General features: G+C 66.1%; 29 protein-coding genes. All 29 read right to left on the minus strand.

The window, feature by feature from the left end:
• Entirely contained in the window at nt 1-549 is a 549-nt protein-coding gene (locus IAE60_RS06510) for an integrating conjugative element protein (protein WP_013520777.1), read from the minus strand.
• A complete protein-coding gene (locus tag IAE60_RS06515; protein ID WP_013520776.1) occupies nt 546-1,148 on the minus strand; it encodes a transglycosylase SLT domain-containing protein in 603 nt (200 codons plus the stop codon). Before IAE60_RS06515 ends, IAE60_RS06510 begins: the two co-directional genes overlap by 4 nt.
• On the minus strand, nt 1,130-1,855 hold the full coding sequence (locus IAE60_RS06520; RefSeq protein WP_013520775.1) for a TIGR03759 family integrating conjugative element protein: 726 nt from the start codon (nt 1,853-1,855) through the stop codon (nt 1,130-1,132). The genes IAE60_RS06515 and IAE60_RS06520 overlap by 19 nt, the downstream gene beginning before the upstream one ends.
• Nucleotides 1,856-1,869: 14 nt before the next feature.
• Nucleotides 1,870-2,514, minus strand: a complete 645-nt coding sequence (locus IAE60_RS06525; protein WP_013520774.1) for a hypothetical protein — start codon at nt 2,512-2,514, stop codon at nt 1,870-1,872.
• On the minus strand, nt 2,511-3,110 hold the full coding sequence (gene pilL2, locus IAE60_RS06530; protein WP_013520773.1) for a PFGI-1 class ICE element type IV pilus protein PilL2: 600 nt from the start codon (nt 3,108-3,110) through the stop codon (nt 2,511-2,513). Before pilL2 ends, IAE60_RS06525 begins: the two co-directional genes overlap by 4 nt.
• 137 nt (nt 3,111-3,247) lie before the next feature.
• On the minus strand, nt 3,248-5,527 hold the full coding sequence (locus tag IAE60_RS06535; RefSeq protein WP_013520772.1) for a helicase-related protein: 2,280 nt from the start codon (nt 5,525-5,527) through the stop codon (nt 3,248-3,250).
• 132 nt (nt 5,528-5,659) lie between these two features.
• Nucleotides 5,660-5,965 (minus strand): hypothetical protein, encoded by a 306-nt coding sequence (locus tag IAE60_RS06540; RefSeq protein ID WP_013520771.1) that lies wholly within the window; start codon nt 5,963-5,965, stop codon nt 5,660-5,662.
• A gap of 89 nt (nt 5,966-6,054) precedes the next feature.
• Nucleotides 6,055-6,375: a hypothetical protein gene (locus IAE60_RS06545; protein WP_003050315.1), complete on the minus strand. Its 321-nt coding sequence runs from the start codon at nt 6,373-6,375 to the stop codon at nt 6,055-6,057.
• A gap of 49 nt (nt 6,376-6,424) precedes the next feature.
• On the minus strand, nt 6,425-7,534 hold the full coding sequence (locus tag IAE60_RS06550; RefSeq protein WP_013520770.1) for a DUF6094 domain-containing protein: 1,110 nt from the start codon (nt 7,532-7,534) through the stop codon (nt 6,425-6,427).
• Nucleotides 7,535-7,598: 64 nt separating this feature from the next.
• On the minus strand, nt 7,599-8,246 hold the full coding sequence (locus IAE60_RS06555) for a hypothetical protein (RefSeq protein WP_054667822.1): 648 nt from the start codon (nt 8,244-8,246) through the stop codon (nt 7,599-7,601).
• Nucleotides 8,247-8,323: 77 nt separating this feature from the next.
• Nucleotides 8,324-8,584, minus strand: coding sequence for a hypothetical protein (locus tag IAE60_RS06560; protein WP_018715755.1), 261 nt, complete (start codon nt 8,582-8,584; stop codon nt 8,324-8,326).
• 16 nt (nt 8,585-8,600) lie between these two features.
• A complete protein-coding gene (locus IAE60_RS06565; protein WP_018715756.1) occupies nt 8,601-9,008 on the minus strand; it encodes a hypothetical protein in 408 nt (135 codons plus the stop codon).
• A 103-nt stretch (nt 9,009-9,111) separates the two neighbouring features.
• Nucleotides 9,112-9,450 carry a hypothetical protein gene (locus IAE60_RS06570; RefSeq protein ID WP_113639715.1) on the minus strand — a complete coding sequence of 113 codons (339 nt, stop codon included), beginning with the start codon at nt 9,448-9,450 and terminating at the stop codon, nt 9,112-9,114.
• 94 nt (nt 9,451-9,544) lie between these two features.
• On the minus strand, nt 9,545-10,234 hold the full coding sequence (locus tag IAE60_RS06575) for a DUF3275 family protein (RefSeq protein ID WP_003050344.1): 690 nt from the start codon (nt 10,232-10,234) through the stop codon (nt 9,545-9,547).
• Between the two features lie 94 nt (nt 10,235-10,328).
• Complete coding sequence (locus IAE60_RS06580; RefSeq protein ID WP_003050347.1) at nt 10,329-11,156, minus strand: DUF932 domain-containing protein; 828 nt, start codon at nt 11,154-11,156, stop codon at nt 10,329-10,331.
• A gap of 144 nt (nt 11,157-11,300) precedes the next feature.
• The gene (locus IAE60_RS06585) at nt 11,301-12,206 is read right to left on the minus strand and encodes a DUF3577 domain-containing protein (protein ID WP_003050351.1); all 906 of its coding nucleotides are present in this window, start codon (nt 12,204-12,206) and stop codon (nt 11,301-11,303) included.
• A 228-nt stretch (nt 12,207-12,434) separates the two neighbouring features.
• Nucleotides 12,435-12,971: an XF1762 family protein gene (locus IAE60_RS18745; protein WP_026320720.1), complete on the minus strand. Its 537-nt coding sequence runs from the start codon at nt 12,969-12,971 to the stop codon at nt 12,435-12,437.
• A gap of 150 nt (nt 12,972-13,121) precedes the next feature.
• Nucleotides 13,122-13,475 (minus strand): DUF3085 domain-containing protein, encoded by a 354-nt coding sequence (locus tag IAE60_RS06595; protein ID WP_003050357.1) that lies wholly within the window; start codon nt 13,473-13,475, stop codon nt 13,122-13,124.
• Between the two features lie 124 nt (nt 13,476-13,599).
• Nucleotides 13,600-14,424 carry a hypothetical protein gene (locus IAE60_RS06600; protein WP_003050359.1) on the minus strand — a complete coding sequence of 275 codons (825 nt, stop codon included), beginning with the start codon at nt 14,422-14,424 and terminating at the stop codon, nt 13,600-13,602.
• 288 nt (nt 14,425-14,712) lie between these two features.
• Complete coding sequence (locus tag IAE60_RS06605; RefSeq protein ID WP_003050361.1) at nt 14,713-14,991, minus strand: hypothetical protein; 279 nt, start codon at nt 14,989-14,991, stop codon at nt 14,713-14,715.
• Nucleotides 14,992-15,087: 96 nt separating this feature from the next.
• Entirely contained in the window at nt 15,088-15,819 is a 732-nt protein-coding gene (locus tag IAE60_RS06610) for a DUF5983 family protein (RefSeq protein ID WP_018715758.1), read from the minus strand.
• A gap of 83 nt (nt 15,820-15,902) precedes the next feature.
• Nucleotides 15,903-16,589 carry a hypothetical protein gene (locus IAE60_RS06615; protein WP_003050366.1) on the minus strand — a complete coding sequence of 229 codons (687 nt, stop codon included), beginning with the start codon at nt 16,587-16,589 and terminating at the stop codon, nt 15,903-15,905.
• A gap of 180 nt (nt 16,590-16,769) precedes the next feature.
• Nucleotides 16,770-17,162, minus strand: a complete 393-nt coding sequence (locus tag IAE60_RS06620) for a hypothetical protein (protein WP_003050375.1) — start codon at nt 17,160-17,162, stop codon at nt 16,770-16,772.
• A gap of 21 nt (nt 17,163-17,183) precedes the next feature.
• Complete coding sequence (locus IAE60_RS06625) at nt 17,184-17,405, minus strand: hypothetical protein (protein ID WP_003050378.1); 222 nt, start codon at nt 17,403-17,405, stop codon at nt 17,184-17,186.
• A gap of 333 nt (nt 17,406-17,738) precedes the next feature.
• Nucleotides 17,739-18,296 carry a hypothetical protein gene (locus IAE60_RS06630; protein WP_003050381.1) on the minus strand — a complete coding sequence of 186 codons (558 nt, stop codon included), beginning with the start codon at nt 18,294-18,296 and terminating at the stop codon, nt 17,739-17,741.
• A 929-nt stretch (nt 18,297-19,225) separates the two neighbouring features.
• A complete protein-coding gene (locus IAE60_RS06635) occupies nt 19,226-21,271 on the minus strand; it encodes a DNA topoisomerase III (RefSeq protein WP_187574287.1) in 2,046 nt (681 codons plus the stop codon).
• Between the two features lie 276 nt (nt 21,272-21,547).
• Nucleotides 21,548-22,000: a single-stranded DNA-binding protein gene (locus IAE60_RS06640; RefSeq protein ID WP_003050391.1), complete on the minus strand. Its 453-nt coding sequence runs from the start codon at nt 21,998-22,000 to the stop codon at nt 21,548-21,550.
• 73 nt (nt 22,001-22,073) lie between these two features.
• Nucleotides 22,074-22,601 (minus strand): DUF3158 family protein, encoded by a 528-nt coding sequence (locus IAE60_RS06645; RefSeq protein ID WP_003050393.1) that lies wholly within the window; start codon nt 22,599-22,601, stop codon nt 22,074-22,076.
• Complete coding sequence (locus IAE60_RS06650) at nt 22,598-23,392, minus strand: PFL_4669 family integrating conjugative element protein (RefSeq protein ID WP_003050396.1); 795 nt, start codon at nt 23,390-23,392, stop codon at nt 22,598-22,600. The genes IAE60_RS06645 and IAE60_RS06650 overlap by 4 nt, the downstream gene beginning before the upstream one ends.
• Between the last annotated feature and the right edge of the window lie 168 nt (nt 23,393-23,560).

The raw sequence follows: 23,560 nt of genomic DNA on the forward strand, positions 1-23,560 counted from the left end.
TCATTGCTCGATGCCGGTGGCCGTGATCAGCGCCGGGTAGTGCCGCAGGCCCAGGCGATCGGCCAGGTCGTCTCCGGCCACGGGCGCGAGGGGCACGCCCGGCGCCAGGGTACGCAGCCGTGCCAGGCCCTGCACGGTCTCGACGTTGACCACCAGGCCGACCGCGCCGCGTTCGCGCAAAGCCGCGCCGCGCCGCTGCAACCAGGCCCGGGAAGCCTCGTCGTCGCCGATGACCGCGAACGGCCGCAGGCCGGGCGCTTCGATCACGCGCCGCGCGACGGTGCCGGGCGTGAGCTTGGTGCTGCGCACCGGCAGCATCGCGGCTTCGTCCGCTGGCGTGGCGGGAACCCGGGGCGTCGGGATGGGTGGCCGGGCCGGCGCGTTGGCGCGCGGCTGGAGGTTCAGGGCCTCGTAGTACGGCAGCGCCGACGTGCCGCCATGGTCCTCGACCACGATCAGCGGCTCGCCGGCACGCGAGGCCAGCGGCAGGCCTGCCAGCAGCACGAGCAGGACCGTGAATGCGAGATGGGCCGGATGGGGTTTCGTCATGGGGAGGTCTCCTGGCGCGCGGCGAGGACCGCGGCGGTTGGGCGTGCGCCCTGCACGCGGGCAAGGTGGCGGGACACGCTGCGCCGATAGCGGGCGGCGGGCTCGCCACCCGCAGGACGGTGGTAGCGGCCGATCGCCAGCAGCCAGTCCTCGCCGGAGGTGTGCTGCTCCTTCAGGATCTCGGCGGCGATGGCGAGGTTGCGGTACGGGTCCAGCAGGTCGCACGCGCTGGTGAAGCGGTGCTTGTGGTAGCCGAGGTTGATCTGGCCCAGGCCCGCGTCGATGCGCGTGTGCGGCGTGGCGCGCATCGCCTGCTGCAGGCCGGCGCAGGCATCGGCCCGCGTGGCGAAGCGGCGGGACTGGCCGGCGACGTTGAGGGACCACGGCCATGGGACGATGCGCCCGTTGCGCCGGAGGCCGCTCTCCTGCAAGGCCACGGCGTAGAGCACCGTCGAGGGGATGCCTGCGCGCTGGGCGGCAAGCTGGTAGGCCGGTGGCGGAACCTCCTGGGCATGGCCCGTGCAGGTGTACAGGCCAGCGGCGAGCACCAGTGCGCGCAAGAACTGCGATACGCGGGCGGCTACGGCTGGCGCTGCCATTGGCCGTTCACCTCGCGCACGGCGGCGGGCAAGTCACCGGACAGGCCGAGCGCCAACCAACGGCCACTGTCGTGGTTGAGCGTGATGCTGCCGGCCCGCACGCGCGCCGGGTCGATCTGCGCGCGCTTGGCCCAGTCCCGAATGCGCGCGTCGTCCTGGCGGCTGCCCACCATGTACAGGTCGAACTCCGCGCCCGAGGATTGCAGGCGCTGCACGAGCTGCCCGCAGGCGGCGCAGCCGTCCTTGACGAACACCGCCATGCGGCCGCTGCCGCGCGTGGCGACAGCGCCCGGCTTGTCATCAGGCAGGTTCACGCGCTGCATGCCCGGATTCAGACGCTGCCAGGCTTCGTCGTAGGCGCGCTGGTAGGCGAGCAGCTTCTCGACGCGGCGCGCTTCGACCTGCACCTGCAGTTCTGCGTAGCGCCGCCGCTCTTCGTCGGTGCGTGCCTCGATGCCCAGGGCGGAAAGCGGGTCCAGGTTGGGCGAGTAGATACCCAGCGGCCCGTCCATCAGCTCGCGGTAGCGTTCCCATTCCTGCCGTTGCAGACCCCATTCGCTGGCCGTCCGGTCGTCCAGCACGCGGGCGGCCAGCGGGCGCTCCTGGCTCTGTGCATTGCGCGCGGGTGCCGTGGCGGGTTGCTGCGCCCAGGCGGGCCACTGCACCGACGCCAGCACGAGTACGGAAAGGAGGATCGACGGCTTCATGGGGTGTGCTCCGGTCAGGGGATCGCCACGCGGCGCGTCTGGTCGCCGGCCTGGAACACCGCGGTGTTGCCCTCGACCGCCTGCAAACGCCATGGGCCGACCGCATCACCGGGCAGCAGCACCTGAAGCTGGTCGGGTGTGAGGTCCCCGGCTGTCGGCGCGACCGACACGCTGCGCTGGCCGGCGCGCAGTTCGGCGCCGACGACGCGGAACGGCAGTGGCGGCGGTTCGGCCTTGGAGGCGGCGGGCTTGCTTGGTGCGCGTGCTTGGACGGGCGCTGCGGCACGCGCGGCGGTCTGGCGTGTCTTGATCTGCTCGATCTCCGCGCGCAGTGCCTGAAGATCGTCGGCGGCGGCATAGCCGTTCAGCGACTTCTCCACCTGGGCGGCGCGCGCTTCCAGGATTTGGCGGGTATCTTTGAGGTCAGCGGCCGTTGCGACGGCAGGACGCTGCTGGATAGCCTCGATCGTCTCGGCCAGGCCAGTCGCCTGCGCTTCCAGGCGTTGCAGGCGTGAATCCAGCCGGTCCTGGTCGGTTTGGTCGCGCATCGCCAGGTAGCCGAGCGCCACGATGACGCTGAGGCCGATCAGCCAGAGCCAGAGCAGGCTTTGCACCACCACGGCGGCGGTCGGGCGCCGCGAAGGTTGCGGAGCATTCATGGCTGGCCTCCTGGAATGGAAGGCATCAGCGGGAAGGTCTGCACTGCATCGGCGGCGCTCGGCTCGGGCGTGGGTTCGACGGCCACGCGGTCGCCGGGCCGGTCGAAGCAAATCTGTCGGGCGCGGTCATCCGCGTGCAGTTCCCAGGCCGGCCCAGCCAGGGTGAGCAGTGCATCGCGCAAGGTCATGGGACCGAGATGCAGGTGCGCCGCCGGCAGCGGCAGCGCGTACAGTTCGATCACGGCATGCGCGGTCTGGCACAGGCCGTAGCCGCTGCGTTTGAGTACGTGCCGCAGCCCATCCCCGACCGTGGCGCGTGCATCCTCGGGCATGGACACGTCGATGGTCTGCAACAGCAGGTCGCGCTGCGCTGCCATGGGTGCCAGTTCGACCAGTGTGTAGCGGGCGTAGCGCACGACCGGGATGTACTCGGGCGCTTCGGGTTCGGGCGCGGCCGAGACTTCCTCGATGGTGTCGAGCGCGACCGGCGCAGTCGTCGTCGCGCAGCCACCGGCCAGCACCGACCACAGCAGGCCGAGAAATCCCGCCAGCAGGCGGCGTTCGGGATGGTGAAACCAGGGTGGAGAGGGGCACATAGCTCGGCGTCCTGAAACATCGAGCCCTCACCATCGCCGCTCTGGCCACGAACGGCAGCAAACAATGCGAACCACGCAGCGCCCGATTTACCGGGAGCGGAAAAAAAACGGCCCCGAAGGGCCGTAAGTGGAACGTGTCATGCGGCGACAAGCTGCCGGGCCAGTGCGACCTCGACGGAATCGCCGTCCTGGTTCAGGACATCGAGCCCCGATTCGGGCACGTCGCCCGAGGTGGACTGCGAAACCATGATCTTCTTGGCCATCAGCTCCAGGCAGGTCATCTGCGAAGTGGCAGCGTAGCCGAGGTAGATCACGCGCACGTGCTGTTTCTGCCCGATGCGCCAGGAGCGGCGTGCCGCCTGTTGAAGGCTATAGACGTTGTAGCCAGACTGCATGAACACAATCGTCGGGAAGTCCAACAGGTCCAATCCCGTCTTGACCAATTCGGGATTGGTGATGAGCACGTCGATGCCACGGTCCAGTTGCTCGGCGATCCAGTCCTCGCGACGACTGGCATCCACGCTTGCGCGCAGCACTGCCACCCGAAAACCTTCCTGCTCCAGCAGCACCTTCAGGCGCGACGTGGTGTCGCGCGTGCCGGTATAGACCGTGTAGGCGAGGACCTTGCGCCCCTGCGCCTTCTCCTCTTTGCAGATGTCGATCAGCTCACGCTCCTTGGGGCTGATCTCGAACTCGTTGAACTGAGCCGGGACGAACGCCAGGGTGTTGCGCGTGCGCGGATGCACCACGGTCTCCGACCGGAAGCAGCAATCCGGCCAGGCCAGCAGCACGTTGAGGACCACACCCAGCAAGGTCGTATCGCGTCGCGCCAGAGCCTGTTTCAGCTCCGCGGTCAGCCGACCCGCCAGATCGCGGTAGGCCGCGGCTTGCGCCGTGTCCATCGCGACTTCGCGGAACTCCTCGTCATACGGCGGCAGGACGTTGCCGCCGATGTCCTTGAGCTTGAGGAAGATCGTGAACGGCAGGATGCAACGAAGTACGCCCTTGGGGCCGAAGCCCGGGGCCTTGACCGTGCGCACCGATACCTTGGTGCCCTTGGCCGTCTTGTGCGCCGTGCCGGTGCTCTCGGAATAGATGTCCTTCAAGACCCCGTGATCGCGCATGAACGCCATCGCGGCCGAGGTCATGCTGCCGCTCGTGGTCGGGCGGTAGCCGTCTTCGATCATCCGCCCCGGAAGGGCTCGGAACAGCAGGTGAAAGAGATCATCACCATAGCCGCCCATCAGCGTGCCGGTCAGCAGCAAGGTCTTGCGAGCCTTCGCCGCCAGCACGCCCATGGCCTGGCCTTGGGCACTGCCACCGTTCTTGTACTCATGGGCCTCGTCGGCGACGAGCAGGTCGAACGTGCCTTGCGGAAGGTATCTCTTGATAAACTCGGACGGTTGGTAGCCGCCCTCACCGAAGCCAAACTCCATGCTGGCCATCGCACGTTCCATGCGCGTGGCCTGACGGTCGGAAAACACCAGCTCGCCGTTGCCGTCCATGAGGTTGATGAACTCATGCACGTTGTCCCCCAACATCGAGGCAAGGAAACCATCACCGAAGCGCTTCATGAGCTTCTGCGCGGTGATTTCCCCGATGGTCGGGATGCGCTTCAAGGCTTTGAGGACGGCCGAGGATTGGTCGCTGCCGGACAGGCTTCTCGGGCGGATCAGCGTCCACAGGGGCGCAGCGCAATGGCCACACTTCCTGCGGTACTCCTCGGCTTCGAGCGCGACCGGGTTGACCGGCTCGCCGTCGAGGTCGGTGATGACCGTGCCGCAGTCCGGGCACGCTGCCACGTCGCCGTGGCGGGTGCGCCGCGTGGTGAAGACGGGCTTCCAGTGGAAGCCCATCCGCATCCTCACGCGGCCCAGGACGAAGAACTCCTGACCCGTGGGCTGCACACCCAACTGCTCACGCAGCTTGATGAGCTTGACGAGCGTATCCGGCCCGTTGAGCACCCACACTTTGGCGCCCGCTACCGTCTCCTGGATCTCGCGCCGCCACTTGTAAACAAGGTGCGGTGGCGAAAGCACCAGGGTGCGGCGGTAGCCTTCGGCGTTGAGGACGGCGGCCGTGGCGATGCCGACGGTCGTCTTGCCGCAGCCCATCTCGCCGTTGACGATCGCGGCGCGTTCGCCACGGTCGATCAGCAGTTCGGCAGCAGCGTGGACGACTTCGGCCTGGGCCGGGAACAGCTTGCGCTTGAGGCTGGCGACGATGACTTGCCGGTGCGCCTGCGGTTGGCCGGTATAGACCGGCGGATTGGCGCTGTTGAGGGCGTCGAGCAGTTCGTCGCCGAACTCGCCGACGAAATCCTGAAGGCTCAGGGTCAGAGGGTTGGATTCCGCGTCGAGCAGTTCGCCCTGCACGGGCGTGGCTTCAGCGGTAGTGGTTTCGAGATCGAGGGACATGGTGATGCTCCAAAGAAAATGGGGCATGCACCACCCCCAACGGGGCAATGGCATGCCCCGGAGTGGGAAGAGAATCGGCGCGTGGCCGAAGGTTGAAGGTGCGGGCCTGGGTGGCCTGCGGGTGAACCGTGCTCAGTCCTCGGACGGCAACACGATGACGGTGGCGCTGCGCTGCGCGTCGGTAACGATGCGAATGGCCAGCCCTGGGTGGATCACGTAGTGCGACTCCAGCGAAGCACCTGATTGAAGCGCGGTGCTGTTGGCCTGCCATTGCTGGACGTTGACGTCTCCCCAGTCGCCACGGGTGTGGCGCCTGAAGTACGGGATCGGGTCGAGCCGACCTGCGCGGACCAGGTGGTCAACGGCTCTGCTGAAGATAAGCGCCCCGATGGGGAACGCCAGCCTCTGGCAGTAGGTTTCGATGCGATGTGATGCCATGGGCTCCTCCTTGAAAGGTTATTGAGCCACGACACCCCTGGCGGAGTGAAGTGGCTCCGTCAGGTGGATGGGATGACGAGGCGGTGCCTTCAGATCAGGTCGCGCTCTTCGGGAAGCTGGACCACCGTGGTCTGGTGGTCTTCGCTGGTCTTCACGATCAACACCAGTTCCGGCGTGATCCGGTACTGGGAGATCATCAGGTTGTCCTGATCGAGTGCGACATCGTTGGCCTGGCGGGTGGCCTCGTCGATCTCGCCCCAGTCGCCGCGCACGTGGCGCTGCACATAGGACAAGGGGTCGATGAGACCTCGGCGGGCCAGCCAATGCACCTTCTCGCTCAACTGCAACGAGGCCGGTGCGAACAAGGGTTGCTTGTGCGGCGCGGGCCGCTTGAACGGATTGGGGAACATGGTGTTTCTCCTTCGATGAAGTGCAGCGGGACGTCGGGCGTCCGGTGGATCAGCGGATGGTCAGCACCTCGCCCCGTGTCGGGGAGCCAGGCGTCATGTCCCATGCGCGGATGACGGGCACGAACTTGTCGGTGAGGATGCGGGTCTCGGCGATGGAGCCGTCTTCCCGTTCGGTGAATTCCCGCTGGAGCGTCTTGTCCTTGTGGGTGTCACCTTTGACGACGAGCACGCGCCCGGTCTTGGAGCGCACAACCCCCGAGATCGCGCCCGCGGCCAGAGCCAGGGCGAGATGCCAGTGGGACAAGGCCCGCGCCGGTGGACGCAGCGACTGCTGCGCGGCCCCCAGGTGCGTGTCCAGCGACGGCCAGAGGCCTTGCAGCCTGCCGACTTCATCGGCGAACTGCTCGGGCTCCATCGTCACGCGGAAGAAATACTCCGGCTCGGCCGGACTGGCGGGGACGATGTACGGCAGGAACGGCCAATCGCTCGGCAGTTCCTCGGGTTCGACTTCGCCAAGCCCAATCTGCAGCAGCAGATTGCGCACGGCCTTGCCCGAATCCGACGCCAGCTCGCGCTGGCGCACCCGGCGTCCGAAGATCACCACCTGCTTGAACTGCGTCTCCACCGCTCGGTAGATGCGCAGGTCCGTGTAGTGGCGTGTCAGCCAGCCGACCAGTTCCGCGTCGAGCACGTAGCCGGGGACGATGAAGACCAGAACGCCGCCGTATTGCAGCAACGACAGACTGCGCTGATAGAACAGCTTTTCGAGGCGGGCACGTCCCTGACCTTGGTAGCCGATGTTGCCGTTGACGTCCTTGGACAGGTCGCCATACGGCGGGTTGAGCCAGAGCAGCCCGAACGACTGCTTGGAGACCATCGTGTCCATCAGGTCCGCGTGCAGGCAGTGATCGACCAGGCCGCGGGCATGGCGTGCCCGCTCCGCGTCGAACTCGACGGCGAACGCCTTGGCCTGCTCGCGCCCGAGGGCATGGGCGGCTTCGGCGATCGCCACGCCTTCGCCGGCGCAGGGATCGAGGATGCACATCGGCCCGTCGCTGGGCATCAGTGCGTTGAGGGCTCTTTCGAGCGTGGGTTCGTCGGTCGGGTAGTAACCGTTCTTGGCGAAATTGCGGGCGAGCCGCGGGAACATGAGGGCCATGGAAGTCTCCTGGTTGGCGGGAAGGAATGGCGGAAGCACGCCAAGGCGTGCCTCCGAGGGTGGGTCAAGCCGCTACCGCTTCCGGCGTCCAGATCTTGGCCGGATAGGGATAGGCGGTGAGCACGTCACTGCGGATCAGGGAACCCAGCGCCAGGGTCAGCGCCGGCACGTCGATGGCGAGCCGATGGCCTTCCAGTGGCCCGAGGGCGAACGGAAGGCGGGCCAGCATCTCGCGGGTTTGCAGCAGTTCCAGCACGGTCTCGCGCCAGTGGTCGAGCAGCGGCAACGGGCAGGTGTCCCGCACCAGCATCCACAGGCGGTCAAGCCGGTGGGCGCTATCGCGTGGCAGCAATGCCAGCGCGCTGGCGTTGGCCTTGTCGGGCTTGACGCAGCGCCGGTCGAACAGCCACACGTTGGAGAGCGATCCGAACAGCGTTCGCCGGTAGGCGCGCGTGATGCGCTTTTCCAGTCGATCGACGTTGCCGATGAACACCGGGACGCTGCCGCCCTGGTTGGTGATGACGTGGAACTGGTCCAGTCCTTGCTCGTCGCGCCCGAGGGTCAGGCGAGCGAGGAACTGCTGGACGGCGGTGTCGCGTGCCCAGATGGACAGGAAGATCAGGTTGCCCTGGTCATCGCCGACGCAGGCGTCGGCCATCACGTCCGGGCATTCGTCGATGCGGTACAGCGTGGAAGAAGTGTTTGCGGGCATGGTGGTGTCCTCGGATGAACGGGAACAGCACCGCCCCCCTGGGGCAAGTACTGCCCCAGGGGGTGGGAGAAAGTCGCTCAGTCCGGCTCGAACTGCCGGGTGTGCGGATTGAAGTGAAGCGCCTCGTCCACCGCGGTGATCGGCGTGAAGCCGTCCAGGTAGATGTTGTTGAGGTACTGGTCGCGGTAGGTCAGTGCCTGCCGTGCCTGCTCCTCGGTGAGGCCGTTGTCGATGAAGTACCCCAGCATTTCCTCGTCGGAGGAAACTTCGTCGTTGGACAAACTGCCTTCAACGAGTTTCAACAGCGAGGCGGGGAGCGCAGCCAGGATCGGGTCCATGTCGGTTCCTCCTGGCTCAGGCCAACAGCGCCGCGGCGGGTGCCGTGGATGCCGTGGGGGTGCGCCGCCGCGCGTGGTAGGCGCGAACGCCTGCACGCCAGTCGGCGGACTGCTCCGGCGCCATGTCGAGGTAGCTCAACGGGCACGAGTAGTAGTACGGGTGCATGGACTCGTCCAGCGGCTTGTAGCCCCACTGGTTGCCGCTGCGTTCCAGCAGATCGCAACGGATGTAGCGCAGGGACTGGCCCGGTGCGAGATCACGATGCACGCCTTCGGCCCTGGCCGTCACTTCCGCGACGGACCAGAGGACGTTGCCGCGCAGCGCGTGGGCGATGACCTTGACGCTGGCGCGCTCGGTCACTTGCGGTGCGATCAGTTCCGCGATCAATTCAGACCGCGATTGGGGGGAGAAATACCAGCCCATGAGAGGCCTCCTGAAGAATGGAGCCGGAAGCCTCCCCGTGGGGGAGAACCCCCAGCGGGTGATGGAATGCCGCGTGTGCGACGAAGGAACCTATGCTTTGCCCTCAGTCCCAGTCGTCATCGTCGCGATCACAACCGGCCGGGCAGTAGCCGAACTCGATCCCATGCGAGCAGTAGCCATGCTCCGCATTCCAGTCCTGGGTTTCCTGCCGTTCGGCCGGTGTTGCGTAGTCCCATTCCTGTGCGATCTTCAGCGCCTGTGCGTGCTGTTCTTCCGGCAATCGACCGAGTTGCGCGTCGATCGCCGAACTGAAGCGTTCGACGTAGTAGTCGTGAGACAGTCCGCAACCCTTGGTGGCTTGTGCGGCTGCCGTCTCGCAGAGAGCCCGCCACGCGGGTTCATCCAGCGCGGAGCGGGGGATATCGCAAGCGATGGTGGACATGATGAAGACCTCCAGAAGATGGCCAGGGCCTCCCCCGCATGGGGAAGGAACCCCGGCGGGTGGATGAAGAACACCGCGCATGCGGCGTCTACGATCACGCAGGTTGCAGTTCGGCCTGGCGGCTCCACTCCTGCGTCTTGAAGTCCAGCGCGTAGCCCAGCTCGCCCAGGCGGGCGATCTGTGCACGCAAAGCGCGGCGGTCGATGGTCGAATCCAGTTTCACGGACTCGCCCAGCGGCCACAGCAGGCCGAAGAGCGCGGGGTCACCGTCTTGGGTGCTGCCGGGGGCAGCAGCCTCAGCAGGTGGCGGCGCATCCACGCCAAAGGGCGTGGTATCGACCATCGGGTCCGCGGACGCCTGCACGGGTGCGGGCTTGGCGGGCCTGGACGCTTTGGTCGGCTTGGCCGGCGTTGTCGCAGGCTGCGCCCCTTGCTCTTCATCGAGCGGATCGACGTCCTGGGTGGCGAAGCTGCGGGCTTCGTCGCGGCTGAGTTTGTCGATGCCGTTGAGCGTCATGCCGTCGAGGCTGGCACGGATCTCGAACCGCATGCCGCCGCCGACCGGATAGGACTTCGGGAAGATGTACCTGATGATGAATTCCCCGTCGTACTTGCCTTCGGGGTACTGCTCCAGCTCCGGGTCTTTGACCTCGAAAGTACCGAGGTGCGTGGCGAGGCGGCCAACCGTGAACGGGCCGTTCTTGCCGCGGATGGTACGCAGCGTGAGCTGGCCGGGGACGACGATGGGCGCAACCGATTTCTCGGAAGCCGATGGGGTTGCCATGATGGTTCTCCTGATGATGAATGACGGGCCGCCGACGGCACCCGGTGGATGAGAGGAAATGGCCTCGCCCGAGGTGGGCGAGGTCCGCGTGGCATCACGCCTTGAGCTGGCGCATGCCTTCGGCCAGCAGCCACAACGCCCGGTTCAGGCGCAGGTTCTGGTCGATGCCTTGCACCGGACGGGTGCGCTGATTGCGGCCGTTGGCCGTGCGTCCGTTCAGGCCCCCTTTGACGAGGTTCTCCTGGACGCGGTTGAAGACGGCCCACAAGTCGTTCTTGCGGTCGTCCCATCGCCGGGGTGCCAGCAGTTGGCTCTCCGTGACAGGCGTGGACTTGGCTGGATCGTCGTACTTGAGTGCGAGCGCGGAGTTTGCAAAGACCTCCGCTTCGCCCTCATCGAGGGTGATGGTGCGCATCGCATCGCGCGCGTTCTGCACGCGCTCGAAGCCTTCGAGGACTCCGTAGGCACCTTCGATCACCTGGCTGGCCACGTCGCCCTTGTGGGGAACGCGGATGTCGGCGGTGGTGTCACCGCAAACCAGGCCGTTGTGGCAGACGAACCGGAACATGCCGGCGAGCATCTGATAGCTGCTCGTGCCGTCGTGGCTGTTGAGCAGGATGATCTCGTTCGCCTCGTCGCCGTTGATCTGGCTCGCATGGCGAAGTCGGATGAGGTGCTTCGTGTACTCGCGCCGGTCTTCGTTGCGCACGCGTGTCTGGCACACCATGAAGGGCTCGAAGCCCTCCTGGCGCAGCTTGGTCAGCACGGTCGAGGTCGGTATGTAGGCATACCGATCGGACCGGCTCCCATGCGGAGCGTCGGCGAAGATCGACGGAACGACGGCACGAATGCGGTCGTCCGAGAGTGGACGATCGGAGCGCAGGATCGGGGATTGCGGAGCAAAACGGGATGCCAGAGACATGGCTGATCTCCTTTGAGAAATGCGGTAACCGCGCGGCGGTGAGACCACGCGGAACTCGGGGGATGAAATGCGCAAGCGCGCGTCATGGGGACGCGGCGGATGCGGGAAGAGAAGCGACAAGGCCCCGTGAGGGGCCATGCCGTATCAGAACGAAGCAGCCAATGCCGGCTCCTGCTCCTCGACTTGCGCCTCGGGCTCGCGCTCGGCGGGCTCGGTGGCCGTGTCGATGGCGTCGTCGGCTTCGGACGCGGATGCGTCTTCGGCCGGCGGCGCCTCGGGTTGCGCCTGGCTCGTCGGATAGACCTGGGTGCCGTCGATCTTGATCAGACCGATGTGGACCAGCGTCGATTCCAGGCTTGCGGCCGGTTCCCCGGCGTGCTCGCCCTTGGTGCGGATGTACGGATCGATCTTCATGTCGTTCAGACGGAAGGCGATCAGCACCTTGCGGTCACCCTCGATGGCCTGAACGCACCGGCGAACCAGATGCTCGGCTTCCGGGGTGGCGACGATGGTGTCGAAGTACCGATACTCCGGTTCATCGACAGGCCCGGCCAGTGCTGCGACGGTGCAAGAGAGGAACGAGTCGCCAGCCTTTGGGGTGACGTCCTTCACACGATTGAGATAGCCGATGCCGCGGGTGATCAGCTCGTGCTGCTCGATCGAAGCCAGTTCGGCCCGGTCGATCAGTTCGGCCTTGAGCAGTCGCGCCTTGAGGGACGCGGCGGCCTGACCCTTCTGCTCACCCTTGTCGCGGATGTACGCATCGCCCCACAGGTCACCGAGGCGAAATCGCACCAGCGGGCGCTGCTTGGGATCGTCAACGCCGATGTAGCGCTGAACGAGCTTCTTGGCCTCGGCACCCGAGACCTTGACGTCGAAGTAGCGGTAGCTGGGGTCCCGGGCGGGGCCGACCAGCGCGGCGATGGTGCAAGCAAGGAAAGGCTGCGCACGGCGGCCGCCCCGGACGGGCACTTCACGGACACGCTGGACGTAGCCGATGCCCGAGGTGTGGAGGTCGAAATACGATTTCTCGTTGGACGTGGTGTTCATGGTGAATCTCCATTGGGATGAAGCGGAGACACACCGGCCCACGCATGCGGGGAAGGTGCGTAACCCCGCGGTGGGTTGATAAGGCGAAAGCATCCGCCACCAGAGGCTGGTGGCCGCTCGCGGATGGATGCGGTGCGAGCTGGCTCGGTCACGCAGTGGGAACTGCGCCGCAACCTCGAAGACCGATGGTTGCCTGGCATGTCGCTGACAACGTCAGCAGGCATGGGGTCAGCATGGCCGGGCCTCGCGCGCGCGGCAGCAATCAATCGGCATCCGGGTGCTTCCCTTTGTCCGCGCCGCCCGGCGCCTGCCACAGGCATTTGGGGCGGCGCAGGTGCTCGGGGTATCGGCGAGGGGGAGGCTGGGACGGCTCCAGGCGCCGCCGCCGCGCGCGCCAATCAGCCGCCAGCCGGCGGCGCGCGGGCTGGCGCCGCCTTCGTCGGGTAAGGTGTAGGTGATCAGGCGGATGTAGCCCAGCGACTTTGCCGCCTGCCAGGCCGCGCCGTATAGCTTGCTGCAGGCGTTGGGTGTGCTGTCGGTGCACAGCCGTGTGACTTCCCGCGTCCAGCCATCGTCCAGGTGCCGCGCGACCGGCCGGCCGACGATGGCCACGCCGCGGATCAGGTCGCTGTCGACCAGCGTGACGGCCAGGGCGAACTTCGCAGCCTGGACCGGACGGTGATGGTGTGCCAGCACGAAGACGTTGGCCGTGCGCAGCGACACCGGCAGCAGGTGCAGCCTCGGCGAGGTCGATGATGTGTTCATGCGGTCGTCTCCGGTGGCATGCCGGCGCTGTGGCCCGCGGGGCGTGCCTTGGCGGCTGGAGACGAACGCGCATGCGCGGCGATGGCCGCGGTGCGAACAAAAGAAAGCCCCCGGTGCGGGGGCTGCGAGGGCTGCGCGGCGGTTGCCGCTTCAGGCGGGAGGCACCACGGCCAAGGACAGGTGCGTGGCGGTGGCGGACAGCACGAGATCGTCCGCCGAGTGCAGGAGGCGCGTGAACAGGCCGTCCTTCGGGTCGAAATACTCCGCAAAATCGTCGCCACCCAGCTCGCGGCCGGCGAGGTGCCACCAGTCATCGAACGGGTCGGTGTCCGGGTTGCAGCCGACGGCGTAGGCGAGCAGTTGCTGGCGTCCATCCGGGCGACGCTCCCCACGCTCGGCGAGGAAGTACACGCCCTGGTCCTTGACCAGGACGATGCGGCACTGATTGGCGATGGCTTCGGTCAGCACGGGGCGCAGGTCGGCGCCTTTGAATCGCAGTGACATGGATGAAATCTCCTGTGTTAAAAAAAGAGAAAGGCCCTCCACCCGATGGGATGAAGGGCCTGTAGGTCACGCGGCCGGAATGGCTGGAACGCCGTGGCGGGTGCCTCGGGTCAGCCGAGGGGCGTCATGCCGGGACGGCTTGGCGCTTACGGGCCGCCTTCGCGTCGAGGATGCTCACGTCGATCTGGCGCCAGCGCCCGTCGTCGATGAGCCGCTCCAGCACTTCGCCGAGCATGTCGAAATACACCTCGTCGTGCCGATCGACCAGTTCGACCGATTCACCGTTCTGACGGTGCAGTTCCACCACGTAGGTGTCTCCGCCGCGGTCGTAGAGGATCGTCACCCGGCCCTCGAACTTCGCGGTCGAGACCGTGAAGCTGATCGCCGGCGGGGTCTCGATGATCTTGGAGGGCGTGGGATCGACCCAGGTGAAGTCGCGGGCACCGGCATCCACCAGCATGTGGGTGATGCGCCGGAAGCGATCGGGGGCCGGCATCTCTTCCAACTGCTCGATGAGCTGGCCCAACTCCATGCACTGCGGCGTGGGAATGGGCAGCTTGGCCGGCGCCGAGCCGAGGATGTGCCTCGTGATGGTGTACGGCGTGCCGTCCGAAGTCTTCTCGGTGATGACCTCCGGCGTGTCCGCGCGCAGTCCGTCGAAGCGACGACGGGCATAGGGTTGGACATGCACCTTGGCGCCTTCGGCAGGAACCGTGGTCACCAGGCTGGGATCGAGCACCGCGAACTCGGAAGGCTTGAGCTTGACGACGATGGCATCGTCGGTCGCAGCGACCACCTTGCCGTCGAAGGGTTGGGGGTCGATGGCAAAGCCCAGCGTTGAGGACAGCGGCTGATCATCGAACACGCGGTACTTGAACGATCGCACGTTACGGGGCACATGGCCTGCGACCAGCGAAGGCATCATGGATTTGATGAGGGAACGGTCCATGGGGAAACTCCTTGAGAAATAACAAGGGATTCCCCGCCCGCAAGGGAGAGGTCCCTTGTGGGTGGCGTGGATGGACGCGGTAGGTCCGTAGGAAGAAACGACCAGCACGGTTTCCCGTGCTTGCAGCCTCGAAGGTCTCGACTGCCTGGGCATGTGTCGGCAGCGCCGACGGACATGGGGTAAGCATGGCCCCGGGGTGGTCGGCCTGCCCGCAGGAAACGGCACCGCAACATGCCCGCATTCCTGTGCTGCGTACAAGAAAAAGCCCCTCGAAAGGGGCCGGAGGGGTCAGGCTTGGTACACGAAGTAGTGCTCGCGCTGACGCGGAAAGAACACGTGCTTCCACGTGTCCCCGCTTGTGTTGCCACCGTCGAAGATGACCATTTCGTAGTCGTCCACGTCGGTGTCCATCAGGTCGGCGCTGGCGATATGGCGCATGTGCAGCATGCCGCTCATGCGCTCGACTACCAGGATCTGGCCGATGGCATCGTCCTGGCTCATGGCATTGAAGCAGGCTCCAAGCTGGTGCTCGAAGTCCGATACGGGCGAGATGAGATCGGGGAACATGGGATCGCTCCTATGAAAGTGAACCGGCCCGGCTCCCTGGCGGGAGACGGGCCGGCATGCGGTGAGGAAAAGGTAGGCTGGGGATGTGTCTGGCAGTTATTCGCCGGCCAACGGCAGGCCCGGCAACACGGGTGCGTCGGCATCGAGAATGAGGATGCGCACATCGGCCTGGCCGGCCAGTGCAAGGATCTGTGCCAGGTCGTCCGGCATGCCCTTGCTGCAGTGCTCCTGCCGAAGCTGCTCGGCGGAGATCTCCTCGACGTCCTGCAGGTGCTGGCCCGTCCAGGGCGTGGAAATCAGCTTGACGCCGATCGCCGGGCTGTAGGGAACCCGGAACGCAATGAACAAAAAGGCTTCCGGCGTCGCGAGGTCAGCCAGGTTGGCCAGGTACTGGCCGGTTTCGTGGCTGATGTGCGCGCTGCTGATTTCCCAGCACCGGCTGTAGTAGCCGGTCTCGAAGCTCAACCGCTGCACGACTTCCCGTGCGGCCTCGGCCGAATAAGTGTCGCCAATGTGGACGGGGCGGCCGTCGAAGTCGTCGCCGTGGATCGCGTACACCACGGCACCCACCACGCCGTAGGCGCCTTCACCGGCATCGCGTTCGGCCAGCACCTCGGCACTCACGGAGTCTGGGCCATTGCTGACTACGGCGAAATCGCTGGTGACGATGCAGGATGCTGAAACCAGCTCCTCATCGGAGAGGTGTTCTTGGCTCTGGTGGATGTTTCGCCAGACATGCGGGCTTCCGTCCTCGTGGCTGATGGACAGCGTGCGGACGATTTTCAGATTCCAGTAGCCGCGTAGAAAGGGATTGGGATTCTGGGACATGGGATTTCTCCAACAGAATAATGATGGAGCCAATCCCCGCCACCGGGAATTGACCCCGGTGGGTGGAAAGAAAGGAAACAGCGTCAGGTGACGCTGATCGTTGGCGTTTGGGCCAATCGCTCGGCGACGCGTCGGCGCAAATTCATGCGGAATGGCTCGTCGCTGACGCCCGCCAGCAGATTGATGGTCTCCAGCGCAATCAGGGCCGAGGCCTCTTCGATGTCGGCGGCCACAATGGCCTTGCGCAGTTGGTCGCCGAGCTGGAGGGCCTGCGAGGAGGAACTGATGACGCGGACCTCGCGGCTCAGGTAGCAGCCGTTGCCGCCGAACTCGAACAGCCGCGGCTTGCTGCAATACCAGCATCCCTCGAACTGGATGGCGGTCAGGTGGTGGCCGTCATCGAATCGGGTGGCGATCAGAAACAATGCGTCGAGATCGGCGGTGTCCTCGAACGAATGACGCTCGATCAAGTTCCCCAGCTCTTCGTCCTCATCGGCACCGAAGTGCACGGCGAGCAGTTCGAGCAGCGGCGGGATCGAAAGCCCTTCGTCGTCCGGCATCGGAATGCCGAGTTGCGTGGCCAGGTCTTCCAGGCCATCGAGCACGTCCGGCCATTGCGGATTGGTGGTCTCGGCGATCTGGGCGATGTAGGCCTGCCCGTTGCCGGGATGGCTCTCGTCCAGCGCGAAGGCGCCGAACAGCGCCTGGATGACGGGCGTCACACGGTCGAGCACGAGAACGCCGGTGGCTTCGTAGTAATTGTTGGCCATGAAGGCTCCTTTCGATGAATGAACGGAGCCAGCCCTTGCGGACGATGGCATCCGCAGGGGAACCGCCTGATGCCGGATGGCACTGGGCGGGGAGAAACGCGAGGGACATGGCCTCGGGCGAGGCGCATGTCCCTCATGGGGTCGCGTGAACGCAGTGATGAAGGTGTGCCGGGGACCGGCTCACCAACCGCTGTAGTTCAGCAGCAGGTCGGCGATCACCTGGCGACGAGGCAGATCGAGGCCGTCGAAGTCCGACAACCCGTTGAAGTGGCAGCGCTTGAGCATGGCACCGCCCTCGCGCGCGTTGTAGAAGCTGACCATCGCGGACAGGAACATGCGTTCCCCGCTGCTCAGGACGCCGAGGGCGTCGTTGAGGCGCAGCATGTCGGGGCGCAGATCCCACTTGCTCTTGGCCTGGTTCAGACCTTCACGGGTGCCATCGCCAAACCATTGCGGGCCGGCGATCTCGACACCACGCTTCCATGCCTCGAAAAAGGCTTGGGGCGCGGCGCTGAAATGCCGTTCTTCCCGAACGATCTGATCGACGACTTCCTGCGGCAGTAGCTGGTTCATGACGTGATTCCTCCAGTTGGATCAGGGAACGGCGAGCTGGGACCAGCCGCCTCTTTCGAGGGCACGTTGAGCCGCGGCATGGCTGCGGAAGTACTCACGAGATTCCCGCGAAACGGGACCTTCGGTATCGCGCGTGCCGATGTAGTGGCCGGCGGCGCTGTGCAGGACTTCGAGCGGCAGGAACTTGCCGCAGTAGGTCAAGGCCAATTGACCGAATCGGCCGAAAGAGGCTTGCTGGGACATGGATGGGCTCCTTGGAAAAGCGGGGCCCTGTCCCTCACGGGATGGCAGCTCCCGCACGCGGTTGAAAAAAAGCATCAGCGTCTTGGCGACGTGCGTCCGCGCAATGGATGCGATGCGGACTGGTGGGTTGCGCGGGGAGAACCCCGCGGCAGCCTGAAACCCTGGCTGCTGGCATGTGCTGACGAATCAGCGAGCATGCGGGCAGCTTCGTGGGGGGGGCGCGCCACGTCAGTTGGAAATCGGCATCTGGTCCAGCCCCGATTGATGTACGCAGAGACAAAGAAAAGCCCCGCAGCAAGTGCGGGGCGGTCATGACGGTGCGGTGAGGCTGGATCAGCGGGGCTTGTCGCCCAGGACATGCTGCTTCCAGATGGCGAATGCCTCGTCCGCTGGCAGCTCGGCCAGGATGACGATGGGCTGGTCCTGTCGGCTGCGCAGCTTTGCGAAATACGCTGCGCGGTCGGCAATGGCCTTGAGCTTGATGCCCTTGAGGAACAGCAGCCTGCCGTCCTTGATGAACAGCACCTTGTTGCCGATGTCGCGGTTGAACGCGGTGCGCAGCTTGCGCTCCGCGTGCATGGCATCGGCCAATTGGTCCACTAGGAAGTCGAGCGTCATGTCGATGAGAAGCGGCTCGTCGTCTTCGCGTTCGACGTCGAGCGATGCCGGCGGCAGGCTCTTGGCGAATTCCTCGGCCTGGGCCAGCAGCGCGGCCTGGCCTTGCAACGCGCGCACGAACGTCGAGCCGCCGTGTCCGTCGTTGCGGGCTTCGGCGATGGGCCTGCCGTCGAACATGACGGTGGCGGTGAAGCACAGCGTTTCCTCGCTCGCGAAATCCGCGACCTTGAGGTTCTTGAGGGTGATGCGGTCTTGTCGGGTGATGGTGTCCATGGGAAGTCCTGATATCGACCGGGTTGACGACACGCCCCTGACGGGACGCGGCATACATCCCGTGGGTTGGAGGAAGGTGGCATCGATGCCCGGTGGGCAGCGTTCGCCGGAGAGATGCCGGGGCGAACTGGCGGGTGGCGTGGGCGGAACCCACGGCAGTCTGGACACCCTGGCTGCTGGCTGTTGCCGATGCGTCGGCAATGCAGGAGGGAGGATCGCGCGACCCGCCGGCCGCGTCTTGCATCAATCCGAAGCGATCGATCCCGTCTTGTGCAGGTACTGCACCAGCCGGCGTCCCCAGCCACGCGACGCACAGCACGGCCATGGAATTGCCGATCGCCTTGCAGTTCGGTGCATCGGCGGTGCGTAGTGAGGCGGATTGCAATGTTGGCGGTCATGTGGGTCTCCCGTTCGTGTGGCGCAGGGCCATCGCCCTGGCCGGGGCGTTGAAAGGCAGGAGAAAGGCGCCGAAGGCCCCAGGGGCCTTCGGCTCGGGAGGAAAGAAGAACCACCCGTGGGCTGATTGGCAGGCCCGGTCGTCGCTAGAACCGTCTGCTCATCCAGCAATCACACCCGGCCCATGTCGTGGCTGGGGCCGGCATCGTCTGGCGCACATCCGCGCACAAAGGGAGCCCGTTTTTGCGCCGGCGGGCACCGGCACCGAATACCGCTGACCGCGAAGGGTCTCCGGATGGCTCGCACAGGCAAGCCATCGGGGGACCCTTCGCAGCGGCGGAAGGAATGCAGACGAGGAGAACGCGCGGGGTGCGGTTCGCGGAGAAGCCACCTTCAGGTCCCGCGGCCGGGGCCGGCCGGACGGGACGCGCACACGGAGCAAGAAGGCGTTGCGCGCTGGGGCGTCCCGCAGGGCATGCGGGACACGGGCCACGCCGCCGATGGCGGGCATGGCTCACGGGGAACGGGGGCGGTCAGGCGCCTTTGCGGCCACCGCCACTGGTACGGCGTGGACGCGAGGCACCACGCCTGGACGTGCCGGTTGCCACCGGCAGCGTGCCTTTGCAGTCGGGGTAGCGACTGCACGACCAGAACGGGCCGCTCTTGCCGGTTCGCTGGCGCGTGGGTGCGCCGCACTGCGGACAAGCCGGTCCTTGGGGAACCTTGATGGACAGGGACGTGCTGCCGTATTGCGCGATCAACTGCGAAATCCAGGCGGCCTGCTTGCCGATGAACACATCCAGGGTGAGTTGTCCGCCCTCGATCATGTCCAGCGCCTGTTCCCAGACGGCGGTGGTGCCGGGGTCGGCAATCGCCGCGGGCACGGCGTCGATCAGCGTGAACGCCGCATCCGATGCGCGGATGGAGCGCCCCTTCTTCACGATATAGCCGCGGGCGATCAGCCCGCTGATGATGTTGGCCCGCGTCGCCTCGGTGCCGATGCCCGTCGTGTCCTTGAGCTTCTGCTTCAGGCGCGGGTCGGTCACGAAACGCGCAACGCCCTTCATCGCCTTGACCAGTTCGCCCTGGGTATAGGGCTTGGGCGGCATCGTCTTGAGGGCCTTGATGTCGGCCCCGGCGACCTGGCATGCCATCCCGTCACGCAGCGATGGCAGCACCTGGGTGCGCACGGGGGCGTCGCCATCCTCATCGGCGCTGCCTTCACGTTCGGACTCGGCCAGCACCAGGCGCCAGCCGCGGGCGACGACCTGCTTGCCCGTAGCCACCAGCTTCTGCTGGCCGCAGGAGAGATCCGCCACGGTGCGGTCGAACTCGTGGTGCGGGAGGAACTGGGCCAGGTAATGTGCCCGGATCAGCCGGTACAACGCCCGTTCCTTCTCGCTCATGGCGGAGAGATTCGCGGGTTCGAGCGTCGGGATGATGCCGTGGTGCGCCGTCACCTTGCCGTCGTTCCAGGCGCGCGAGCGCTGGGTGCGGTCGAGCTGGCCCATGATCTGGGCCAGCGTGGGATCGGTCTTGAGCAGGCTGTCCAGGACCGTGGGCACTTCGGCGAACATGCTTTCGGGCAGGTAGCCCGAATCCGAGCGCGGGTACGTCGTGGCCTTGTGCGTCTCGTACAGGGCCTGGGCGATCTCCAAGGTTTCCTGCACGTCCAGCCCAAGCTGCTTGGAACAGACTTCCTGCAAGGTGCCCAGGTCGAACAGCAGCGGCGGGCCTTCGCGCACGCGCTCGGTCTCGACCGACACCACCTGGGCACTGCCCGCGGCGCGGATCTGCTGCGCGGCCTGCTGTGCGGCCTGCTGTGCGACGGGCTGCCGCAGGCAGCGGCCGGCGTCGTCGGTGCTGGCATCGGGTGCCACCCACTGCGCGGTGAACGTCTGACCGCCTGCGGACAGCGACACGTCGATGGCCCAGTACGGCACGGACACGAAGGCCGCGATCTCTCGGTCGCGGTCCACCACGAGTTTGAGCGTCGGGGTCTGTACACGCCCGACCGACAGCACGCCATCGTAGCCGGCCTGCCGCCCGAGCACGGTGAACAGCCGGCTGAGGTTCATGCCCACGAGCCAGTCGGCGCGCGAGCGCGCCAGCGCCGAGTAATACATCGGCAGCGTCTCGGCCGAGGGCCGCAGCTTGGCGAGCGCGGTGCGGATGGACGCATCGTTGAGCGCCGACAGCCACAGGCGTTCGATGGGACCGCGGTAGCCGCACAGGTCGATGATCTCGCGTGCGATCAGTTCGCCTTCGCGGTCGGCGTCAGTGGCGATGACAAGCTGGGTCGCCTTCGCCAGAAGCGCTTTGACGACCTTGAATTGCGTGGCGGTCTTCGGCTTGACCTCGACCCGCCACTGCTGGGGAATGATGGGCAGCTGTTCCAGCGACCAGCGCTTGAGCGCCGCGTCATAGACCTCGGGTGCTGCCGCTTCGACGAGATGGCCGATGCACCAGGTGACCGTGACACCGGAGCCGTTGAGGCAGCCTTCACCGCGCTGCGTGGCGCCGAGAATCCGGCCGATGTCTTTGCCCTGGGAGGGCTTCTCGCACAGAAACAGCCGCATGTCCGTCCATCCGCTTCCCGTTGTTCATGGAGTTGCTGGGATCGAGGATGCCGAGCGCCTGTTGGGGCAGCAGCAAACAAGCTGCATGCGGCAGCGACCGCTTTCACGCCGATGGAACGGCTTGGGCGGGATGGCGTGCGGCCGGCGGTGTGCGAGCCGGGAGCCGCGATGTTCGGGAGCGCGCGGAAGCCGGTGGACGCTGATGGAGCTATCCCCTGGGGATAGCTCGCGAGGACATGGGGGGCGGCAACGTACTGCGGCCGCCCCCACGCCGGATCACTTCCTGCGCTTGGGCTCCTTCGACGCTGCCGGTTCCTGGGCGGCCTGGGGCTTGGGCTGCGCGTCCTGTGCGGTCTCCTGCGATTTGGGGCTCAGAACGACGGACTCGATGCGGAACGGCAGGATGCCGACGCTGCGCGCGTTGATCTGCCAGGTCTCGCGCGGCTGATCCTCGTTGTCGGTCCAGGGTTCGCGCTCCATGCGGCCGACGACCAGCACGCGCATGCCCTTCTGGTAAAGGTCCTTCCAGTGTGCGGCGTCGCGGTGCCAGATTTCCACCGGCGCCCAGAAGCCGCCGCGGTCCTCGAAGTCACCGCCCTTGGTGGGAACGGGGTTGTCGAAATACACGTTCAGCCGCAACAAGCGCCGCGGTTCGTCGTTGCCGTTGGGGAACTCCCGGTACTCGGGGGGCGAGCCGATGTTGCCTTCGCCCGAAAAATGCGTGCTCATGGTGCAATCTCCTTGGTGGTTGAAATACCCGTGCCATGTCGGCGTCGGGCGCGTGCTGGGGTGCCCGACGCGATCACCGATCGCGCACTCCGGGGGGTATGGACGCGAGCCGGCGCAGGTAGGCGTCTTCCGCCTCGGCGGCCTTGCTGGCGCACTCCTGGGCCTGCCTACCCAGGGTGTGCAACAGGCTGATCTGCATGTTCAGCGTGATGCGCTGCAGCTCGATCGCGTGCAGGTCGGCCAGCAGGTTGACCGGCGTGCTGGTGCTCGCCATCAGCTCCTGCCACAGGGCCACGCCCATGGCCGAGCGGTCGTTCCTGCGCCAGCGCAGGAACGTCGTTCCCGCGCCAGTGGTCTGCTGGGCCAGTTCCACGGGCAGCAGATGGAAGGGATGCCCACCGGCCTGTTGCAGCACTTGTCGCTGCGCCAGGCCGATCAACTCGTCGCGCATGGCGAAGCACTGGCTGGCCCAGGCCTCCAAGTCCCCTTTACCTTTAAAAGGCTTTAAAAGGCCTTTTAGAGAGGCCGCGTGTTCCAGGCGCATGAAGGCTCCCTGTTGCAGGCCCCGGAAGTAGCGGGTCGGCTGGTTCAGATCGCTCATGCGGATTCGTCCTCGCCGGCAGTGGCTGCGCCTTCGGACGGGTCGGCAGCAGCGGCCGCATCACCATCGACGCTGGTAGCGGCTGCGGCAGGATTCTCACCGCGCTGTTGCAGACCACGGCGCACCATGGGTGGCGCAAACGTCGAGCGGCGCGTGCCTTCGAGGACGTCCTGCGGCAACTCGCCGAACTTCTCCAGCGCGACCCGCGCTGCGGCATTCTTCGCCGCGAAATCGTCGCGGGTGCAGCCCGAGTAGCGGTACTGCTGGGCCAGCGAGAACAGGCTGCGCAGCGCGTGCGCGCCCTCGTTGAGCCAGCGCTCCAAAGTGCTGCGGTCGATCAGCGCGGTGTGGTGGGCGAGGATCAGCTTGCGCGCGATGTCGTCGTAGTCGGCCAGGAGATAGACGGCGGCAAAGCCCAACTGCGCATTGACGAACAGCGGCAGCTTGACGGGCTGCACGTTGAGGTTCTCGCCCAGGCTCAATGCCGCAGGCACGCCCGCCAGTGCCTGGTCCACTTGTTTGCGCAAGGTCTGCAGCGTGGTCCTGGTCTGGTCGAGCTTGTCCTCGATGCGCAGCATCCACCAGTCGCTGTAGGGGTCGTCCTGCTCCGAGCCGCGCTTCATCTTATTCATCACCGCGATGTAGCCGTTCAGGCCGACGATGCCGGGTCGCCCTTCGGCGGCGGCGCGGCCGTGCCAGATGCGGGAAGCGTGATGCGTGTGCAGCGTCAGCGACATCGCGCTGCGCAGGGAGCCGAGGTTGAGTTGCAATGGTTCGTTGCTGGTTGCCATGGTGAGCGCTCGCAGTTGGACAGGGAGCCGCCAGCATCCGCATGCAGCGGAAGGCAGTCAGTCAACAAACCGAAATGAGCCGGCCCCCGGTTCTATGCGCGCTGGCGGCGCAGCGCGCAACGGTCCCTTGGAGGCCGGAGCATTCACGTTGGCGCTCCGTGCCTCGGT

It is taken from the genome of Pseudoxanthomonas mexicana, assembly GCF_014397415.1.
GTDB classification, from domain to species: domain Bacteria; phylum Pseudomonadota; class Gammaproteobacteria; order Xanthomonadales; family Xanthomonadaceae; genus Pseudoxanthomonas_A; species Pseudoxanthomonas_A mexicana.

Bases quoted from the DNA above. Each gene is read 5' to 3' on its own strand.
- IAE60_RS06510 (WP_013520777.1), bottom strand. From the start codon at position 549: ATGACGAAACCCCATCCGGCCCATCTCGCATTCACGGTCCTGCTCGTG.
- IAE60_RS06515 (WP_013520776.1), bottom strand. From the start codon at position 1,148: ATGGCAGCGCCAGCCGTAGCCGCCCGCGTATCGCAGTTCTTGCGCGCA.
- IAE60_RS06520 (WP_013520775.1), bottom strand. From the start codon at position 1,855: ATGAAGCCGTCGATCCTCCTTTCCGTACTCGTGCTGGCGTCGGTGCAG.
- IAE60_RS06525 (WP_013520774.1), bottom strand. From the start codon at position 2,514: ATGAATGCTCCGCAACCTTCGCGGCGCCCGACCGCCGCCGTGGTGGTG.
- pilL2 (WP_013520773.1), bottom strand. From the start codon at position 3,110: ATGTGCCCCTCTCCACCCTGGTTTCACCATCCCGAACGCCGCCTGCTG.
- IAE60_RS06535 (WP_013520772.1), bottom strand. From the start codon at position 5,527: ATGTCCCTCGATCTCGAAACCACTACCGCTGAAGCCACGCCCGTGCAG.
- IAE60_RS06540 (WP_013520771.1), bottom strand. From the start codon at position 5,965: ATGGCATCACATCGCATCGAAACCTACTGCCAGAGGCTGGCGTTCCCC.
- IAE60_RS06545 (WP_003050315.1), bottom strand. From the start codon at position 6,375: ATGTTCCCCAATCCGTTCAAGCGGCCCGCGCCGCACAAGCAACCCTTG.
- IAE60_RS06550 (WP_013520770.1), bottom strand. From the start codon at position 7,534: ATGGCCCTCATGTTCCCGCGGCTCGCCCGCAATTTCGCCAAGAACGGT.
- IAE60_RS06555 (WP_054667822.1), bottom strand. From the start codon at position 8,246: ATGCCCGCAAACACTTCTTCCACGCTGTACCGCATCGACGAATGCCCG.
- IAE60_RS06560 (WP_018715755.1), bottom strand. From the start codon at position 8,584: ATGGACCCGATCCTGGCTGCGCTCCCCGCCTCGCTGTTGAAACTCGTT.
- IAE60_RS06565 (WP_018715756.1), bottom strand. From the start codon at position 9,008: ATGGGCTGGTATTTCTCCCCCCAATCGCGGTCTGAATTGATCGCGGAA.
- IAE60_RS06570 (WP_113639715.1), bottom strand. From the start codon at position 9,450: ATGTCCACCATCGCTTGCGATATCCCCCGCTCCGCGCTGGATGAACCC.
- IAE60_RS06575 (WP_003050344.1), bottom strand. From the start codon at position 10,234: ATGGCAACCCCATCGGCTTCCGAGAAATCGGTTGCGCCCATCGTCGTC.
- IAE60_RS06580 (WP_003050347.1), bottom strand. From the start codon at position 11,156: ATGTCTCTGGCATCCCGTTTTGCTCCGCAATCCCCGATCCTGCGCTCC.
- IAE60_RS06585 (WP_003050351.1), bottom strand. From the start codon at position 12,206: ATGAACACCACGTCCAACGAGAAATCGTATTTCGACCTCCACACCTCG.
- IAE60_RS18745 (WP_026320720.1), bottom strand. From the start codon at position 12,971: ATGAACACATCATCGACCTCGCCGAGGCTGCACCTGCTGCCGGTGTCG.
- IAE60_RS06595 (WP_003050357.1), bottom strand. From the start codon at position 13,475: ATGTCACTGCGATTCAAAGGCGCCGACCTGCGCCCCGTGCTGACCGAA.
- IAE60_RS06600 (WP_003050359.1), bottom strand. From the start codon at position 14,424: ATGGACCGTTCCCTCATCAAATCCATGATGCCTTCGCTGGTCGCAGGC.
- IAE60_RS06605 (WP_003050361.1), bottom strand. From the start codon at position 14,991: ATGTTCCCCGATCTCATCTCGCCCGTATCGGACTTCGAGCACCAGCTT.
- IAE60_RS06610 (WP_018715758.1), bottom strand. From the start codon at position 15,819: ATGTCCCAGAATCCCAATCCCTTTCTACGCGGCTACTGGAATCTGAAA.
- IAE60_RS06615 (WP_003050366.1), bottom strand. From the start codon at position 16,589: ATGGCCAACAATTACTACGAAGCCACCGGCGTTCTCGTGCTCGACCGT.
- IAE60_RS06620 (WP_003050375.1), bottom strand. From the start codon at position 17,162: ATGAACCAGCTACTGCCGCAGGAAGTCGTCGATCAGATCGTTCGGGAA.
- IAE60_RS06625 (WP_003050378.1), bottom strand. From the start codon at position 17,405: ATGTCCCAGCAAGCCTCTTTCGGCCGATTCGGTCAATTGGCCTTGACC.
- IAE60_RS06630 (WP_003050381.1), bottom strand. From the start codon at position 18,296: ATGGACACCATCACCCGACAAGACCGCATCACCCTCAAGAACCTCAAG.
- IAE60_RS06635 (WP_187574287.1), bottom strand. From the start codon at position 21,271: ATGCGGCTGTTTCTGTGCGAGAAGCCCTCCCAGGGCAAAGACATCGGC.
- IAE60_RS06640 (WP_003050391.1), bottom strand. From the start codon at position 22,000: ATGAGCACGCATTTTTCGGGCGAAGGCAACATCGGCTCGCCCCCCGAG.
- IAE60_RS06645 (WP_003050393.1), bottom strand. From the start codon at position 22,601: ATGAGCGATCTGAACCAGCCGACCCGCTACTTCCGGGGCCTGCAACAG.
- IAE60_RS06650 (WP_003050396.1), bottom strand. From the start codon at position 23,392: ATGGCAACCAGCAACGAACCATTGCAACTCAACCTCGGCTCCCTGCGC.